Below are 14150 nucleotides of genomic sequence, written 5' to 3'. Positions count from 1 at the left end.
GATGGCGGAGTTGCAGACGCTCGCCCGGTGGATCAAGGAGTCGAGCCGGACGGTCGCGCTGACCGGTGCGGGGATGTCGACGGAGAGCGGGATTCCCGACTTTCGTTCCAAGAGCGGGTGGTGGAACAACATCGATCCGGCGACCGTCGCGACGGTGGAGGCGCTGGAGGAGAACTACGAGCTGTTTCAATCGTTCTATGCGGCGCGGATCGGCGGTTTGCGCGGCTGCAAACCGCACCGGGGGCATCAGATCTTGGCGGAGTGGGAGCAGCGTGGCTTTTTGCACAGCATTGCGACGCAAAACGTGGACGGGTTCCACCAGCAGGCGGGCAGCAAGCAGGTCTGTGAACTGCACGGCTCGATCCGCACGGTCCGCTGCAGCACCTGCGAGCAGCGGACGGAGCTGGATGCCTTTTTGGCCGGGCAGTCTTGTCAGACCTGCAAAGGCCGTTTGCGCCCGGACGTGGTGTTGTTCGGGGAGATGCTGCCCCAAGAGCCGTGGCAGCGGGCACTGGCCGACATTCGCAGCGCCGAACTGGTGCTGGTGATCGGCACGAGCCTGCAGGTCTACCCGGTGGCGCAGCTGCCGCATATGACACAAGGCCGGGTGGCGATTCTCAACTACGAGCCGACGGCGCAGGATGAACATTTTGAGCTGGTGATTCACGGGAAAGCCGGTGAGTTGCTGCAGCAGCTGAATACGCAGATCTAGTTCGTTCAAGAAACAGAGAGAAGGCACTCGCAGGTCGAGTGCCTTTTTGCTGTATTGATATCTTAATTTTTATGGGACTTAGTAGGCGGTGCCGGAGATATAGCTGCCTTTGACGAATTTGTAGATGTTGTTGTACAGGTTGTCTCCACTGTTGTACAGGTTGTGGATCGCATCCGACTTCGTCAGCGGATTGCCGGCCGCATCGCGAGTCCAGACCCAGCCTCCCGGATACCAGCCGATCGCCGCCTGCGTCATGTACGGGCCATAGGAGTAGGTACCGGTGTTGCCCGTCGCGCCTTTGTTCAAATACTGGATGAAGCGGGAGCGCGCGGTGGAGTCGGAGGTGATGTTGTAGCCCAGTTCCATCTCGACGCCTGCGCCGTTTGTGGTCGCATCATACGCGCCTTTGTCCAGCGAGGTGGCGGCATCGAAATAATAATGCGGCTGCAAGATCGCGGCGTCAAACCCGAACGAACTCCACAGCGTCCAGTTGTTGGCCCCTTGATACGGAATCCACAGCGATTTCATGTATTTGCCGCCGACAGATTTGCTGTGCACGTAGGAGTTGACCGCCGTCATCACGTTGCCGTCGTCATTGCCGGCAGACCCGCCGTTGTAATACTCGCTCTCGCAGATCCAATAGAAGCCGCGCAGGTTCAAACGGCTCGAATAGTTGCCGTTGTTCCAGCGCGTGATGAATTTGTCGATCCATGCCTTGGAGTTCGCGATGCGGTTCGTGTCGCTGCCGATCACAGCCGGGTGCGGATACGGAATGCCGATCCAGACGTCAGGCGTGACGGCGAGTCCACGCTTGTTGTAAGCAGCCTCCGTATAGAGGGCGTTGATGTTCTTGGAAGCGGCGAACAGTTCGTCGAGGTACGTATCCCAGTCGGCCGCATTGGAGATCGTCGTACCTTGAGCCGTGTTGTTCGAAGCGTTGGTCAGCGTTTTCAGGTTGCCGGCGCTGTCCTTGACAGCGAGACCGAGGAACAGATAGTCGGTGAACATGAAGTCGTCCGCCGTCCCGCTGCTGGTCAGATGGGTCAGAACGCCTTCAAAGTCTGTTGTCGTCCAATACTGCTGGTTGGCATATTTTGCACCCGATGTGCTCGGCGACCATCCGACATAGGTGAGCCACAGATCATCGAGGCCCTGCGTCCCCGGCGTCAGATACGCCGCCTGCGTGACTGCCGGAACTGCCAGCGTCATCGCTACAGCGAGTGCGAGAGTCGTTGCTGTCTTTTTCATTGTCAATAAACACTCCATTCCTCTTATGAATTTTAACAATGGAAATAGTATACCATATTTCGATTCCAAAAAAGGAGATAATTGTTAAATGGAAAGAGTTCTATGGCGAACTTTAATATTGTCATTCGTTCGTAACGTCAAAAAGCCCCTACATGTGACATGTAAGGGACTCATTCAAGATAGAGACAGTTCCACTACCCCGTTACACGGGGCTGGGTCGGGTCGCAGGCCGGCTTTTTGACGCCTGCGACTTGAGACAACTTGGTCAGGTAGTAGCATTCTTCCCGGAACATGTGGTCGGGCATCAGCGGGGAGAGGATGCTGAGCAGCGAGTGGTCGAGCTCCAGCTCTTCCAGCTCGGTCAGGAACTCTTGGAACAGCAGCATCTCCAGCTCCGCCTCGCGGTTGAAGCGGGCGAGGGGCGGGAAGTCTTGCAGCCCGGTGCGCAGGAAACCGGCCATCTCGACCGCTTTCAGGTAGAGGTCGGTGAAGTGTTTGGAGAACGATTTTGCTTTCGCGATCACCATCTTTTCGCTCATGTCGGTAAAAGCGGCAAGGCCGTCCGCATGCCCGGTGGCGTCGGCGAGCCAGAGCAGGTGGTGGTGCACAGGATGATAGACAGGCGGCAGATTGCCTTGGAGCAGGCTGTTCAGGATGCGGGTGTATTCGTCGAGTTCGTTGACCATGTGGTTGATGAACGTCGGCGGCAGATTGACGGCGATCTCCCCGGTCAGCTGGCGGCGCTGCACGTGCAGTTTAAAGGCGCGGAACTGTTTGACCAGCTCGGCGGCCTGGTGGTTGAGCGTCATCAGCTCGGCGCGGGACAGATCGCAGCGCGCCGTTTCCATCAGCTGGTCGAACAGGACGATAAACCTGTTGATCTGCTGCACGTCCTGCATTTCTTTCGCTGACGTGGCGAGTTGGAAAAAGCGGGCATGGTCGCCGAGCACCTGCAGCCAGAAGCGATGTTCAAACAAGGCGGCGTGTTGGTAGTCGTGCAAGTCTTGTCTCCTCCTTCCGTTTCAAGACAACATATGAGCAGATGCCCAGCGGGGTGTCTTTTCGATTGCAAGAAAATTGTGTACTATTGGAAAAAGAGACAAGTCAAGCCAGAAAAGGAGACGGGACATGACGACACAAAAGAGCTTACCGAAAACGTGGAATCTGGACGTGATCTTTCAAGGGGGCAGCCGCTCCGAGGAACTGGCGGCGTTCTTTGCGCAATTGGATGCGGACATTCAGCAGTTCGAAGCAAAAGTCGGCGCGGCGCAGGCGCCGCAGTCGGAAGCGGAGCTTCGCGCTTGGGCGGAGCTGATCGGGCAGGCCGGCGATCTGAACGGCCGTCTGGAAGAGGTGTCGGAGTTCAGCATCTGCATCTCGTCCTGGGACACGTCGGACGAAGGCGCCCCGCTGGTCGCCGGACGCGTCGCGGCGCTCGGGGCGCGGCTGAAGGCGGCGATGATCCGCTTTGACGCGCTGCTGGCACAGACCGGCGATACAATGTGGGAGCGCTTGGTGGCGCAGGAAGGCGTGCGTGAAGTGGAGTTCGCTCTGCAGGAGCGCAGACGCAAGGTGCAAGTGATGCTGCCGACGGAGCAGGAGACGCTGATCAGCGCGCTGGCGGTAGATGGTTACGAGGCGTGGGAGCGCTTTTTTGAAAAGGTGATCGGCCGGGTGCGGATGAACATCGAGCTGGACGGCAAGGTGGAGGAGCACTCCATGTCGACGATCTACGGCCTGTATCAAAAACCGGATGCTGACATTCGCCGCTCCGCTTATCAGCAGGCGGTGGAAGCGCTGAAAGGCGAGGCCGAGCTGTGTGCGGCCGCCTTGAACTCGATCATCGGCTTCCGGCTGCAGACGTACAAAGCGCGGGGCTGGGAGTCGCCGCTGCAAGAATCGCTGCTGCAAAACGGGATGAGCGAAGCGACGCTGAACTCGATGTGGAGCGCGGTGGAGCAGGGACTGCCTCGCGTGGCCCGCTATCTGGAGCGCAGAAAACGGCTGCAGGGCGTGGACGAGCTGCATTTTGTCGACATCTATGCGCCGGCGGTAGCGAAAAGCTCGAAGCAGGTGACGTGGGAAGAGTGTGCGGAGATCATTCTGGAGCAGTTTGGCACCGTGTCCGGCCAAATGCAGGACTTGGCGCGCCGCGCCTTTGAAGAAGGCTGGATGGACTGCCAGAAGTCGCCGCAAAAAGCGCCGGTCGGCTTCTGCGCCTCGTTCCCGGTGACGGGGGAGTCGCGGATCCTCGGTACGTTCAGCGGCAACCTGTCATCGGTGTCGACCCTGATCGCCCATGAGCTCGGCCACGCGTTCCATTATTCGATGCTGAAGGACTTGCCGCGCTTCGCCCAGCTCTATTCGAAGAGCACGGCCGAGACGGCGTCGACGTTTGCGGAGCGGCTGGTGATGGACGCTCTGCTGCAAAAGGTGGAAGACCGCGAGGAGCGGATCGCGCTGCTCGCAAGCAAGCTCGACAATGCGGTGCTCTACTGCATGTTCACCTATCAGGCGTACCTGTTCGACCGCAGCCTCTATGCGGAGCGGGCGCACGGGCTGGTCAGCGCGGAGCGCATGGCCGAGCTGATGCTGCAGGCGCAGCAGACCGCGTATCACGGCGCGATGGATGAATGTTCGCCGTGGATGTGGATCTGGCACGGGCATTATTACGACACGGTCACGCCGTTTTACAACTATCCCTATGCGTTTGGCTCCCTGTTCTCCGCCGGCATCTACGCGATGGCGCAGCGGGAAGGGGCCGCGTTCGAGGCGAAGTACATCGCCCTGCTCCGCGATACCGGCCGCATGTCGGTCGAAGAGCTCGCTCACAAGCATCTCGGCGTCGATCTGACGCAGCAAGCGTTCTGGCTGGATGCGGTGGCGATCATGACGGGCGATTTGGAAGAGTTTTTGGAGTTGACGAAGTAGATTATTATGTCAAAAAAAGCCGCGCTGGCCAAGCGCGGCTTTTTTCGATCAGGCGGGAACACAAACCAATTCTGGCAACTTGAATATTCTAGAAGAAGAGAGGTGAAACGCATGAGAAAAAGAGGCACCGGCATCCGCACTCGCAACGTGCAGCTGATCTACCGCTCGATCGACGTGATCACCGTCGTGCTGTTGCTGTCCGGTCAGATCAACATCAGCGGTGTCTTCTTTTTTAAAGGGGGAGGTTTCTCGCTGTCGTTTGCCGGTCCGATCACCGGCGGTTTGAGGGCGCAGGGAGTGCCGGAGGTGCCGGCTTCAAATACAGGACTCGACTTGATTTCGGTAGCGGCTGCCCTGTTGTTGATCCTCGATCAGATCAATGTGACGGGAACGCTGCTGACGCAAGGGGGCTACACGATCGTGCTGAGCGGGCCGCTTTTTGGGGAGTCGAAGCGGGTGGCCTATGTTCCGCAGACCAGGCAGTTTGTCAATGATTTGAAAAGGCATGCGCTGCGCTCACTGCAAAACAGCTGAGCGATTCGCGGATGCAACAGCATTGAGAGGAGTGATCAGCGATGGCATTGAACAAAGTACCGCCGATCGTGCCGAAAAAAGGGACGATCTTTGTGTCGGCCGCGTTTTTGGCGACATTCTTGTTCTTTTTCACACGGCAGGAGCCAGCTCCGGAAGCGCAACAAGAACAAGCTTGACCGGTCGGCCGTTTGGAGCACACGCATGGGACAATGCGGTGCTTACATATAACCAACTACGAATGGAGGTATCAGGAAATCAAGGAGGGAGCTGCTGGAGGATGGAGATCGTCGGGAAGAGCATCCCCCGTAAAGAATCTCTTGCCAAAGTGACAGGAGCTGCGAAATACACAGATGATTTGCGAAGGCCGAAACTGCTGCATGCCTGGCTGTTGACCAGTCCGCATGCCCATGCGCGGATCGTTGGGATCGACACAACGGATGCGGCCGCCCTCGACGGTGTGCGGGCGATTCTGACGGGGGATATGTATCCGCAACCGCTCGGGGAGGCCCTCTCCGACCGCCCGTATCTCGCCGTTGAGAAAGTCCGCTATCACGGGGAGCCGGTCGCGGTGGCCGTCGCCGAAACGAAAGCGCTGGCCAAGCGGGCGGCCGAACTGGTGCGGGTGAGCTATGAGCTGCTGCCGGTCGTCAACTCCCCGAGCGAGGCGCTGCGTCCGAATGCGCCGCTGCTCCATGAGCGTCTGCACGAGTATGAGCATGTGGAGTCGGTGCATCCGATTCCGCGCACCAACATCGGCAATCACGTCAAGATTCGCAAAGGCGACATGGCGGCAGGGTGGGCGGAGAGCGAAGTGATCGTCGAAGGCAGCTACTCGTTTCACACGGCCGATCATGGCGCGATGGAGCCGCGCTGTGTGATCGTGGAGGCCCCGCCGGGCGGAACGGTGGTCATTCACGCCTCCACGCAAAATCCGTTCACGATCAAACAGCAATTCAATCGCTTTTTTCAGATCGACGAGTCGGACATCGTGGTGCATGCGCCATTTGTCGGCGGCGGGTTCGGCGGGAAGGGGGCGATCCAGTTGGAGTACATCGCCTACCACGCTTCCCGGGCATGCGGCGGCCGGCCGGTCAAACTCGCCAACTCCCGCGAGCAGGACCTGATCTCATCGGCCAGCCACATCGGGCTGGAAGCGCGGGTCAAGCTGGGGGCGACCCGCGACGGCAAACTGACGGCCGCCGAGTATACCCTGCTCTATGACACCGGTGGTTACACCGATCAAGGTGCTTTTGTTACCATCGCGGGCGCGATCAACTGCACGGGACCCTATCGCATCGACCATGTGTGGTGCGATGCCCTCTGCGTCTACACCAATCATCCGTATGCCACGTCGTTTCGGGGCTTTGGCCATCCGGAAGCGCATTTCTGCATGGAGCGCACCGTCGACTTGCTGGCGAGGCGGCTGGGGATCGATCCGCTGGAACTGCGGCGCCGGAATGCGATCCAGCCGGGCGATACGACGCCGACGCAAGCGCCGCTGAACAGCAGCAACCTCGGCGATCTGCCGGCGTGTCTTGACAAGTTGCAGCGGCTGATCGGGTGGGAGGAAGGGCAAGTGCGGCGGCTGGATGAACACCGTGTGCTCGCCAAAGGCATGGCCTGTGTCTGGAAGACGTCCAGTGCGCCGCTGACGTCCGGGTCCGGGGCGATTGTGACGTTCAACCACGACGGCACGGCCAACCTCAGCGTCGGGTCGGTGGAACTGGGTCAAGGCAATCGCACCGTTCTCACCCAGATCCTGGCGCAACGCTTGCAGATGGAGATGCATCGCATCCACATCAAGATGGATGTCGATACGGCCGTCTCGCCGGAGCATTGGAAAACGGTCGGGAGCACCAGCACGATGATGGTCGGCCGCGCCATCCTCGCTGCGGCGGACGATGCGATCGCCCAATTGAAGCAGACCGCGTCGATCCCCTTGCAGCGGCGGCCGGACGAATTGGAAGTCGCTTGGGAGCGGGTGTTTGTGCGCGACGATCCGGCGGTTTTTCTGTACGTCAAAGATGTGGCCCAGGCCTATATGTTTCCCAGCGGAAGCAGCATCGGCGGCCCGGTCATCGGGCGCGGCCGCTATGTTTCAGAGCTGCTGACCCACCTCGACCCGGAGACGGGAAAAGGCGTCCCCGGCCCGCAATGGACGGTCGGCGCCCAAGCGGTCGAAGTGGAGTTTCACATGCGCGACTGCACCTACAGGCTGCTGCGGGCAGCTTCTGTTTTTGATGCAGGCAAAGTGATCAACTGGGGCACGGCGACGGGGCAGATCATGGGCGGGATGAACATGGGCTTGAGCTGGGCGAGCCGGGAGACGTTTTATTTTGACGAAGCGGGCCATGTGCTGAATCCGCAGCTGCGCAACTTCAAAATCATTCGCTTCGGCGAGACGCCCCGCTACCTGGTCGATTTTGTGGAGACGCCCTATCTGGACGGACCGTACGGAGCGCGCGCGCTCGGGGAGTATGGCACGATCGGCATGGCCCCGGCGCTTGCAAACGCGCTCTCGGTCGCCGCCGGCACGGAGCTGAACCGCTTGCCGCTGACGCCTGAACGGATCTGGCGTCAGACGAGGGGGCTGGTGCCGTGATCTCCTTCGATTTTGAATATTGGCGTCCGGAGTCGATCGCAGACGCGATTCAGCTGTATCAAAAGCTGGCCGGGGCAGGCAAGCAGCCGATGTATTATGCGGGTGGCACGGAGATCATCTCCCTGGCGCGGATCGGGCAGCTCCGCACGGGCGCGGTCATCGATCTGAAAGGGATTCCCGAACTGAACGTCTGTCAATTCTACGGGGAGGTGCTGGTCATCGGGGCCAACGTCACCTTGACGCGGCTAGCTGAGGCGCGTCCGTTTCCGCTGCTCGGGGACACCGTGCGACACATCGCCGACCACAGCAACCGCAACAAGATCACCGTCGGCGGCAACATCTGCGGGCGCTTCGTGTACCGGGAAGCGGTGCTGCCGCTCTTGCTCACCGACACGCACGCAGTGCTGACCGGACCGTCCGGCACGCGCCAAGCTCCGCTCTTCCAGCTGTTCAACGGCACGCTGAACCTGCTGCCCGGCGAAATTCTCGTGCGGCTGCTCACCCCGCGCCGCGATGTGGAGTTGCCGTATGTGACGATCAAGAAGACGAAGCTGGAAGAGATCGATTATCCGCTGGTTCGTCTCGCCGCCGTGCAGACCGGCCCGTGGATCCGAGTGGCGTTCAGCGGCGTCAGCGAGGAGCCGTTTCGATCGCGGGAGATCGAAGCGGTGCTCAACAACGCCTCCCTGCCGCTCGACGTGCGCATCGAACAGGCGATCCGGCGCTGGCCGGCTCCGATCCTCGACGACATCCTCGGGTCGGCCGAATACCGGGCATTTGTGCTGCACAACGCCTTGCAGGACGCGTGGGCCGCTTTGAAAGGAGGAAGTGCATGATTTCCAACGGGACGGGCAAATGCGAAGTGGAATTGCGGGTCAACGGCGAGCATCACCGGGCGTTCATCCGCTCGGCCGACACGCTCTTGCAGGCGCTGCGGGAACAGCTGGAGCTGACAGGGGCGAAGGCGGGTTGTGAAAATGGCGACTGCGGCACCTGCACCGTGCAGATCAACGGCTGGCCGGTCAAATCCTGCATGATGCTGGCGATCGAAGCGGTCGGGCAATCGGTTACGACGATCGAAGGGCTGCAGGGCACGCCGATCCAGCAGGCTTTCGTCCATCATTTTGCTTTTCAATGCGGCTTCTGCACACCGGGATTTCTGATCGTGTGCCATGCGTTGGCCCAGATTCACCCTGACGCGGATGAAGACGTGATCCGGGAATGGCTGCAATCGAACATCTGCCGCTGCACGAGCTATCAGGAGATCCGCGGGGCGATGAAAGCGGCGCTGGCTCAAGCGCAGCAGGGAGGTGGGCGATGAAGGAGCTGGATCTCATCGCAGCAGCGCTGCAAAGCGCGCCGCGACAGGCCGTGTTGGCCACGGTGATCCGCGTCGAAGGGTCGGCATACCGCAAAGAAGGAGCGTGCCGGCTGCTGCTGCCGGGCTGCTGCGGCGTCGGCGTGATCAGCGCGGGATGTCTGGAATCGGACCTCGAAGCGCGATTCCCGCGTCTCTGGGAACAAGGCGAGGCGCGCACGCTGGTCTATGACATGAGCTCGGAAGACGATCTGTCCTGGGGGCAGGGCGCAGGCTGCAACGGGGTGATTCATGTGCTGGCCGAGCCGGTCGATGAGCGGATGCGGCGCGATTGGCTGCAGATGCAGGCGCTGGTGCAGTGCGGAATGCCGGTGCTGCTGGTCAAACAGCTGACGGCGGAAGGGTCGGTGGCGCGCACCTGTTATCTGACCCGGACGGGAGACGCTTTTGGCAACTGGGGAGCAGGGATCGAGAGGGTCGCGGAGGAGGCGTGGCGGCAGATCGGACAGAGCCGCAAGAGCGGCCTGTGCAGGCTGGAGGGGGCAGAGGGCGAGTGCTATCTGCAAGTGATGCTGCCCAAGCCGCGCCTGCTGCTGGTCGGCGCGGGGGAGGACGCGCGGCCCTTGGCTGCGTTTGCGGCGGAGGCGGGGTACGCGGTGACGGTGGCCGACTGGCGGGCAGACGCTTGCAGCCGGGTGCATTTTCCACAGGCGGATCGGCTGTTCGTCGGGCCATTGTCTGAAGTACTGGCAGCGCTGACTTGGTCTGCCGAGGACGCGGTGGTGATCATGACGCACAATTTTCGGCGCGATCAGGAGGCCCTGCACCTGCTCCTGCAGAACAAGCCGGGCTACCTCGGAGTGCTCGGCCCGCGACATCGGACGTCACGGCTGTTGAAGGGGGAAGAAATCCCTGAGGACGTGCGCTCACCGGTCGGCTTGCCGATCGGCGCAGAGGGGCCGGAAGAGATCGCGGTCAGCATCTTGGCCGAATTGATTCAGACCCGGAGGCGAAAATGAAGAGCGGCGGCGTCGTTGGGATCTATCTGTCGGCGGGAAGCGGCCGCCGCATGGGCGGTGACACGAACAAGATCGCGCTGCCGGTCGGCGAGCGGCACCTTGGCAGCTTCGCATTGGCAGCCGCGCTGCGCTCGACGCTCGATCACATTTTTGTGGTGACCCGGGCAGACGATGACCTGAACTGGGTGGACGATGCGCTGCGGCAAGGAGCCTGGAGCGCGAAGTGGACGCAGGCGGTCTGTGCGGATGCGGATCAGGGGCAGGCGGAATCGCTGCGATGCGGGCTGCGGGCGGCAATGGCGGTGGAGGCACGAGGGGCGATGGTGCTGCTGGCCGATCAGCCGCTCGTTCCGGTCGGGCTGATCGACCGCCTGCACAGCGCTTGGCTTGAGAGCTGGCCGGAACAGCCGGGCAAACCGAAGGTCGTCGCGGCAAGTTTCCAAGGCATCGTGCGGCCGCCCGTGCTGTTTGCAGCGGCTGTCTTCCCGGAACTCCTCAAATTGCAGGGGGATACCGGCGCGCGCGAACTGCTGCGCAGCCGGCCGTCCCATCTGGCGCTGCGCACGGTGGACGTGGCCGATGCAGCCTGCTTTTTTGATGTGGACACGCCGGATGATCTTTCGCGCTTGCTGCGTTTGCATCTGCATCTGCATCTGGAAATGGGTCGGGAAGCAGGGAGTCAATGAGAACAGCCTCCAATGGGAGTTCCCAATGGAGGCTTGTTTCTTCCGTCTACGAACATGATGCGTCAGAAGTGAGACCTAACCAAAGATTGTAATTTCCTTATGATTTATATCTAACACTTCAATCTTCACGGTACCACCAAGATTGCGTGACACTAAGTCAGACAATTCTTCAAGCGCCATAAGAAATTCATCGCTCCGCATTTCATCTATTGACTCAATACAAAGGAATGCGTTTTTCGTATATTCTGTTAGCATCGTCCTTTGAGCTTCACGCCAGTTCCAACATCTGCATATTGCACCAGCATCGTCTTTATAAACAATTTCACCTTCATATGGCGAAGAATTACTAGTATCCCCCAATGGAAGAAACGACTCGCCACCATTTGCCTGTGTGAGTCGAAGATCGCCTACAAAAGTGTCGATATCTTCTCCACCACACGGAAGCCCATAGCGCAATGAAATTGAATTATAGATGTCAACGAGCGGATTTATTGTTCCAATATGGCTGCCATTTTTGACTCTTTTTAATAAAGCTTCTATGGAACACCTTGCTCCTTTTTTTGTCTTGAATTTCTGAAAAGCTTCTCGCCAAACGAATACGACTGGATTACTACTGAATTCCTCCAGTTTGAGAAACTTATGCGCTTCTTGATGTGCCTTCTGCAGGAGATCCTCGTAGCTCTCAACGTCCCGTATTGAATTATCAATCCCTTGGCAAATCACGGTGCCTATTTTTGCGTGCGGGAATAACGACCAAAAATCATCTTCGACGATAAATCTAGGCATCAATCATTTCTCCATTTCGTTATAATTATCTGGCCCCTCCTTGCCGTGGGAAACCAAGGTTACACGTTCTGATCAAGGTTGGCTTTCATCAAAGAGGCAATTTGTTGCTCGTCTGTAAAAGGTATCTGTTCCAACTGTTTGATCACGAGCTCTTGCCTGTGTGAGGAATGGTTTTGACTAAGTTTTGCCTTCCCCTCAATCTTCTCGATCTTGATTTTGAATCCTTGAACACCTTTGCTCAACCCACTGAAATATTCAGCATCTACATCCTGCAATCTGTAAGAAGTGTCAGGAGCCTCATACTTCAAGACCATATCGTTCAAGGAACTCACGAGCTCTTGTTCGTCCTCGAGTAGCTCAACTTTTCCGTAAACATGAACGGTCACATAATTCCACGTTGGCACAGCTTTATTGGTCTCATACCAGGAGGGAGAGATGTAACAATGAGGACCGTGGAAAACGGTTAGGACCTGCTGATTTTGAATATCCTTCCACTGTGGGTTCGGACGGGCAAAATGACCGTACAAATGGGTCTTGTCCTTATTCAACGTCAAAGGTAAATGTGTAGCGAAGGGTACTCCATTATGCATGGAAAACAACGTTGCAAAACTGTTCTCCTGAATGACATTGTAGGCAGCCGTTACTTCTTTGATCACGAAATGCTCTGGGATATACATTTGAAACCTCCTCCTCCATCCTATTTTTTACATGCAGCAGCTATCCTTCCCCAGTATGATATAATCCAATCTGACATGAGAAAAGATACAGTATTGAAAAATAACACATGTCAGGGAGACGAAAATGAAAACCACTATCTTTGCTTTTACGGACAGCTCCCCTAAATACAAACAAATATACGAGCAATTCAAATTGCTGATTGAACAGGGTGACATAAAAGTGGATGAGCCGTTACCCTCCATTCGCCATCTTGCACAATCGCTCCAAGTAAGTCGCAATACAACATTAATGGCTTATGAGCAGCTGGTTGCTGAAGGGTATATTCGTGGGGAAGGGCGAGTGGGTTTTTTTGTGAATGAAGTAGAGCCCCTTTGCTTTCAAGAGGGTCGCAACTCTTCTCATCACGAGCCAATCGAGCCGCTATCACCTGTTCACATTGATTTCCGCGCAGACGTCGTCGATCAATCGCATTTCCCTTTACAAACATGGCGGAGGATTTCGAATCAAGTCTTAACGGGGAAGGACAGCTTTCGGTACGGGGAACCTTTTGGTGAATTGTGCCTGCGCGAACAAATCTCAGAATATCTACTCCAGTCGCGTGGGGTGAGAACAGATCCACATGCAATCATTATCGGAAGTAGTACCCAACAACTGCTCGTGTATCTCGGTCTTGTCCTGAAACATGATTTTTCTGGCATGATTGTGGAGGACCCTGGTTATGATGGGGCTCGGGAAGCGTTTCAATTAAATAGTTTTACGCTTGAAACTTTGCCGGTGTATGAGACGGGCGCAGATTTTTCACATTTAGAACATCTGAAATCACGGCTCATCTACGTGGCACCGTCCCATCACAGTCCATACGGAGTAAGCATGCCCATTCAACAAAGGCATGCACTGATCCATTGGGCAAACAAGATGCAAGGATATATTATTGAAGACGATTATGATAGTGAATTTCGCTATACCCAACAACCATTTCCCGCTCTCGCTTCTATCGATGCAACGAGAGTTATCTATCTGGGAAATTTCTCAAAGTGCTTTCTTCCGGGAATTCGTCTCAGTTATATGGTGTTGCCGCAGTCCCTGATCGACCGTTATAAAAATCAATTCGCACATTTCGAAAGTACCACTTCACTACTTAGCCAATTTGCAATGGCGAAATTTATGGAAGCAGGGGAATGGAACCGCCATATTAAACGCATGCGTCTTGTATATAAGCGAAAAATGCAGTGCCTAGTTTCTGAATTGAGAAGATACTTCGAGCGAGATGTATCGATAATTGGTGAACAGTCTGGTTTGTACTTATTAGTCAAAGTACACTTGGATCGTTCCGAAGAATGGCTGATTGAACAAGCGTCCATTCAGGGGGTCAGAGTCTATCCTACTTCACGTTTCTTCATGAAAAACAGGACCGATCAACCAATTATTAAAATCGGGTTCAGCAATTTATCGATCGAGGAAATCCAATTTGGCGTGAAGCTTTTAAAAGAGGCATGGTCATAAAAAAAACCTCGAATGGCGTACCATCGAGGGTCATGACCGAAACAAACAAGTCGTACGGCCTGTGTATCTTCAAACCGAGTTGGCGATCTTCGGGATGACACGCCCAACCTCTTACAGAAGCCTTCTGCATCCA

General features: G+C 57.1%; 14 protein-coding genes. 10 read left to right on the top strand and 4 right to left on the bottom strand.

The features are described 5' to 3' along the window. The first annotated feature begins 1 nt into the window (after nucleotide 1). Entirely contained in the window at nucleotides 2–712 is a 711-nt protein-coding gene (locus tag EV586_RS10125) for an SIR2 family NAD-dependent protein deacylase (RefSeq protein ID WP_132944975.1), read from the top strand. Nucleotides 713–790: 78 nt separating this feature from the next. On the opposite strand, the gene EV586_RS10120 is transcribed toward EV586_RS10125, so the two are convergent. Both EV586_RS10120 and EV586_RS10115 read right to left on the bottom strand, forming a co-directional pair. Then, nucleotides 791–1960 carry a DUF4855 domain-containing protein gene (locus tag EV586_RS10120; RefSeq protein WP_165898511.1) on the bottom strand — a complete coding sequence of 390 codons (1170 nt, stop codon included), beginning with the start codon at nucleotides 1958–1960 and terminating at the stop codon, nucleotides 791–793. Between the two features lie 194 nt (nucleotides 1961–2154). Further along, nucleotides 2155–2961 (bottom strand): DUF2935 domain-containing protein, encoded by an 807-nt coding sequence (locus EV586_RS10115; protein ID WP_132944973.1) that lies wholly within the window; start codon nucleotides 2959–2961, stop codon nucleotides 2155–2157. Nucleotides 2962–3088: 127 nt separating this feature from the next. Between EV586_RS10115 and EV586_RS10110 the strand changes: the two genes are divergently transcribed. The 8 genes from EV586_RS10110 to EV586_RS10080 all read left to right on the top strand — a co-directional run bounded on the left by EV586_RS10110 (nucleotide 3089) and on the right by EV586_RS10080 (nucleotide 11050). Beyond that, nucleotides 3089–4891, top strand: a complete 1803-nt coding sequence (locus EV586_RS10110) for a M3 family oligoendopeptidase (RefSeq protein ID WP_132944972.1) — start codon at nucleotides 3089–3091, stop codon at nucleotides 4889–4891. Nucleotides 4892–5002: 111 nt separating this feature from the next. Then, the gene (locus tag EV586_RS10105) at nucleotides 5003–5425 is read left to right on the top strand and encodes a hypothetical protein (protein WP_132944971.1); all 423 of its coding nucleotides are present in this window, start codon (nucleotides 5003–5005) and stop codon (nucleotides 5423–5425) included. 41 nt (nucleotides 5426–5466) lie between these two features. Then, nucleotides 5467–5601 (top strand): hypothetical protein, encoded by a 135-nt coding sequence (locus EV586_RS21605; RefSeq protein ID WP_279388287.1) that lies wholly within the window; start codon nucleotides 5467–5469, stop codon nucleotides 5599–5601. A gap of 101 nt (nucleotides 5602–5702) precedes the next feature. Next, nucleotides 5703–8027, top strand: coding sequence for a xanthine dehydrogenase family protein molybdopterin-binding subunit (locus tag EV586_RS10100; protein ID WP_132944970.1), 2325 nt, complete (start codon nucleotides 5703–5705; stop codon nucleotides 8025–8027). After that, the gene (locus EV586_RS10095) at nucleotides 8024–8863 is read left to right on the top strand and encodes an FAD binding domain-containing protein (protein WP_132944969.1); all 840 of its coding nucleotides are present in this window, start codon (nucleotides 8024–8026) and stop codon (nucleotides 8861–8863) included. The genes EV586_RS10100 and EV586_RS10095 overlap by 4 nt, the downstream gene beginning before the upstream one ends. Continuing rightward, complete coding sequence (locus EV586_RS10090; protein ID WP_132944968.1) at nucleotides 8860–9348, top strand: (2Fe-2S)-binding protein; 489 nt, start codon at nucleotides 8860–8862, stop codon at nucleotides 9346–9348. Before EV586_RS10095 ends, EV586_RS10090 begins: the two co-directional genes overlap by 4 nt. Continuing rightward, on the top strand, nucleotides 9345–10364 hold the full coding sequence (locus EV586_RS10085; RefSeq protein ID WP_132944967.1) for an XdhC family protein: 1020 nt from the start codon (nucleotides 9345–9347) through the stop codon (nucleotides 10362–10364). Before EV586_RS10090 ends, EV586_RS10085 begins: the two co-directional genes overlap by 4 nt. Next, a complete protein-coding gene (locus EV586_RS10080) occupies nucleotides 10361–11050 on the top strand; it encodes an NTP transferase domain-containing protein (protein WP_132944966.1) in 690 nt (229 codons plus the stop codon). Before EV586_RS10085 ends, EV586_RS10080 begins: the two co-directional genes overlap by 4 nt. A gap of 75 nt (nucleotides 11051–11125) precedes the next feature. Here EV586_RS10080 and EV586_RS10075 read toward each other — a convergent pair whose 3' ends face one another. Continuing rightward, nucleotides 11126–11836, bottom strand: coding sequence for a B3/B4 domain-containing protein (locus EV586_RS10075; RefSeq protein WP_132944965.1), 711 nt, complete (start codon nucleotides 11834–11836; stop codon nucleotides 11126–11128). 59 nt (nucleotides 11837–11895) lie between these two features. Further along, entirely contained in the window at nucleotides 11896–12513 is a 618-nt protein-coding gene (locus tag EV586_RS10070) for an FMN-binding negative transcriptional regulator (protein ID WP_132944964.1), read from the bottom strand. Between the two features lie 124 nt (nucleotides 12514–12637). Between EV586_RS10070 and pdxR the strand changes: the two genes are divergently transcribed. After that, a complete protein-coding gene (pdxR, locus tag EV586_RS10065) occupies nucleotides 12638–14017 on the top strand; it encodes a MocR-like pyridoxine biosynthesis transcription factor PdxR (RefSeq protein WP_132944963.1) in 1380 nt (459 codons plus the stop codon). Nucleotides 14018–14150: the final 133 nt, after the last annotated feature.

Source organism: Tumebacillus sp. BK434, from assembly GCF_004340785.1.
Classification (GTDB): Bacteria; Bacillota; Bacilli; order Tumebacillales; family Tumebacillaceae; genus Tumebacillus_A.
Note: the sequence above shows the minus strand (reverse complement) of the source record. Positions and strands in the feature narration are given on the sequence as shown.

Bases quoted from the DNA above. Each gene is read 5' to 3' on its own strand.
- EV586_RS10125 (WP_132944975.1), top strand. From the start codon at position 2: ATGGCGGAGTTGCAGACGCTCGCCCGGTGGATCAAGGAGTCGAGCCGG.
- pdxR (WP_132944963.1), top strand. From the start codon at position 12,638: ATGAAAACCACTATCTTTGCTTTTACGGACAGCTCCCCTAAATACAAA.
- EV586_RS10100 (WP_132944970.1), top strand. From the start codon at position 5,703: ATGGAGATCGTCGGGAAGAGCATCCCCCGTAAAGAATCTCTTGCCAAA.
- EV586_RS10080 (WP_132944966.1), top strand. From the start codon at position 10,361: ATGAAGAGCGGCGGCGTCGTTGGGATCTATCTGTCGGCGGGAAGCGGC.
- EV586_RS10120 (WP_165898511.1), bottom strand. From the start codon at position 1,960: ATGAAAAAGACAGCAACGACTCTCGCACTCGCTGTAGCGATGACGCTG.
- EV586_RS10075 (WP_132944965.1), bottom strand. From the start codon at position 11,836: ATGCCTAGATTTATCGTCGAAGATGATTTTTGGTCGTTATTCCCGCAC.
- EV586_RS21605 (WP_279388287.1), top strand. From the start codon at position 5,467: ATGGCATTGAACAAAGTACCGCCGATCGTGCCGAAAAAAGGGACGATC.
- EV586_RS10085 (WP_132944967.1), top strand. From the start codon at position 9,345: ATGAAGGAGCTGGATCTCATCGCAGCAGCGCTGCAAAGCGCGCCGCGA.
- EV586_RS10090 (WP_132944968.1), top strand. From the start codon at position 8,860: ATGATTTCCAACGGGACGGGCAAATGCGAAGTGGAATTGCGGGTCAAC.
- EV586_RS10110 (WP_132944972.1), top strand. From the start codon at position 3,089: ATGACGACACAAAAGAGCTTACCGAAAACGTGGAATCTGGACGTGATC.
- EV586_RS10105 (WP_132944971.1), top strand. From the start codon at position 5,003: ATGAGAAAAAGAGGCACCGGCATCCGCACTCGCAACGTGCAGCTGATC.
- EV586_RS10070 (WP_132944964.1), bottom strand. From the start codon at position 12,513: ATGTATATCCCAGAGCATTTCGTGATCAAAGAAGTAACGGCTGCCTAC.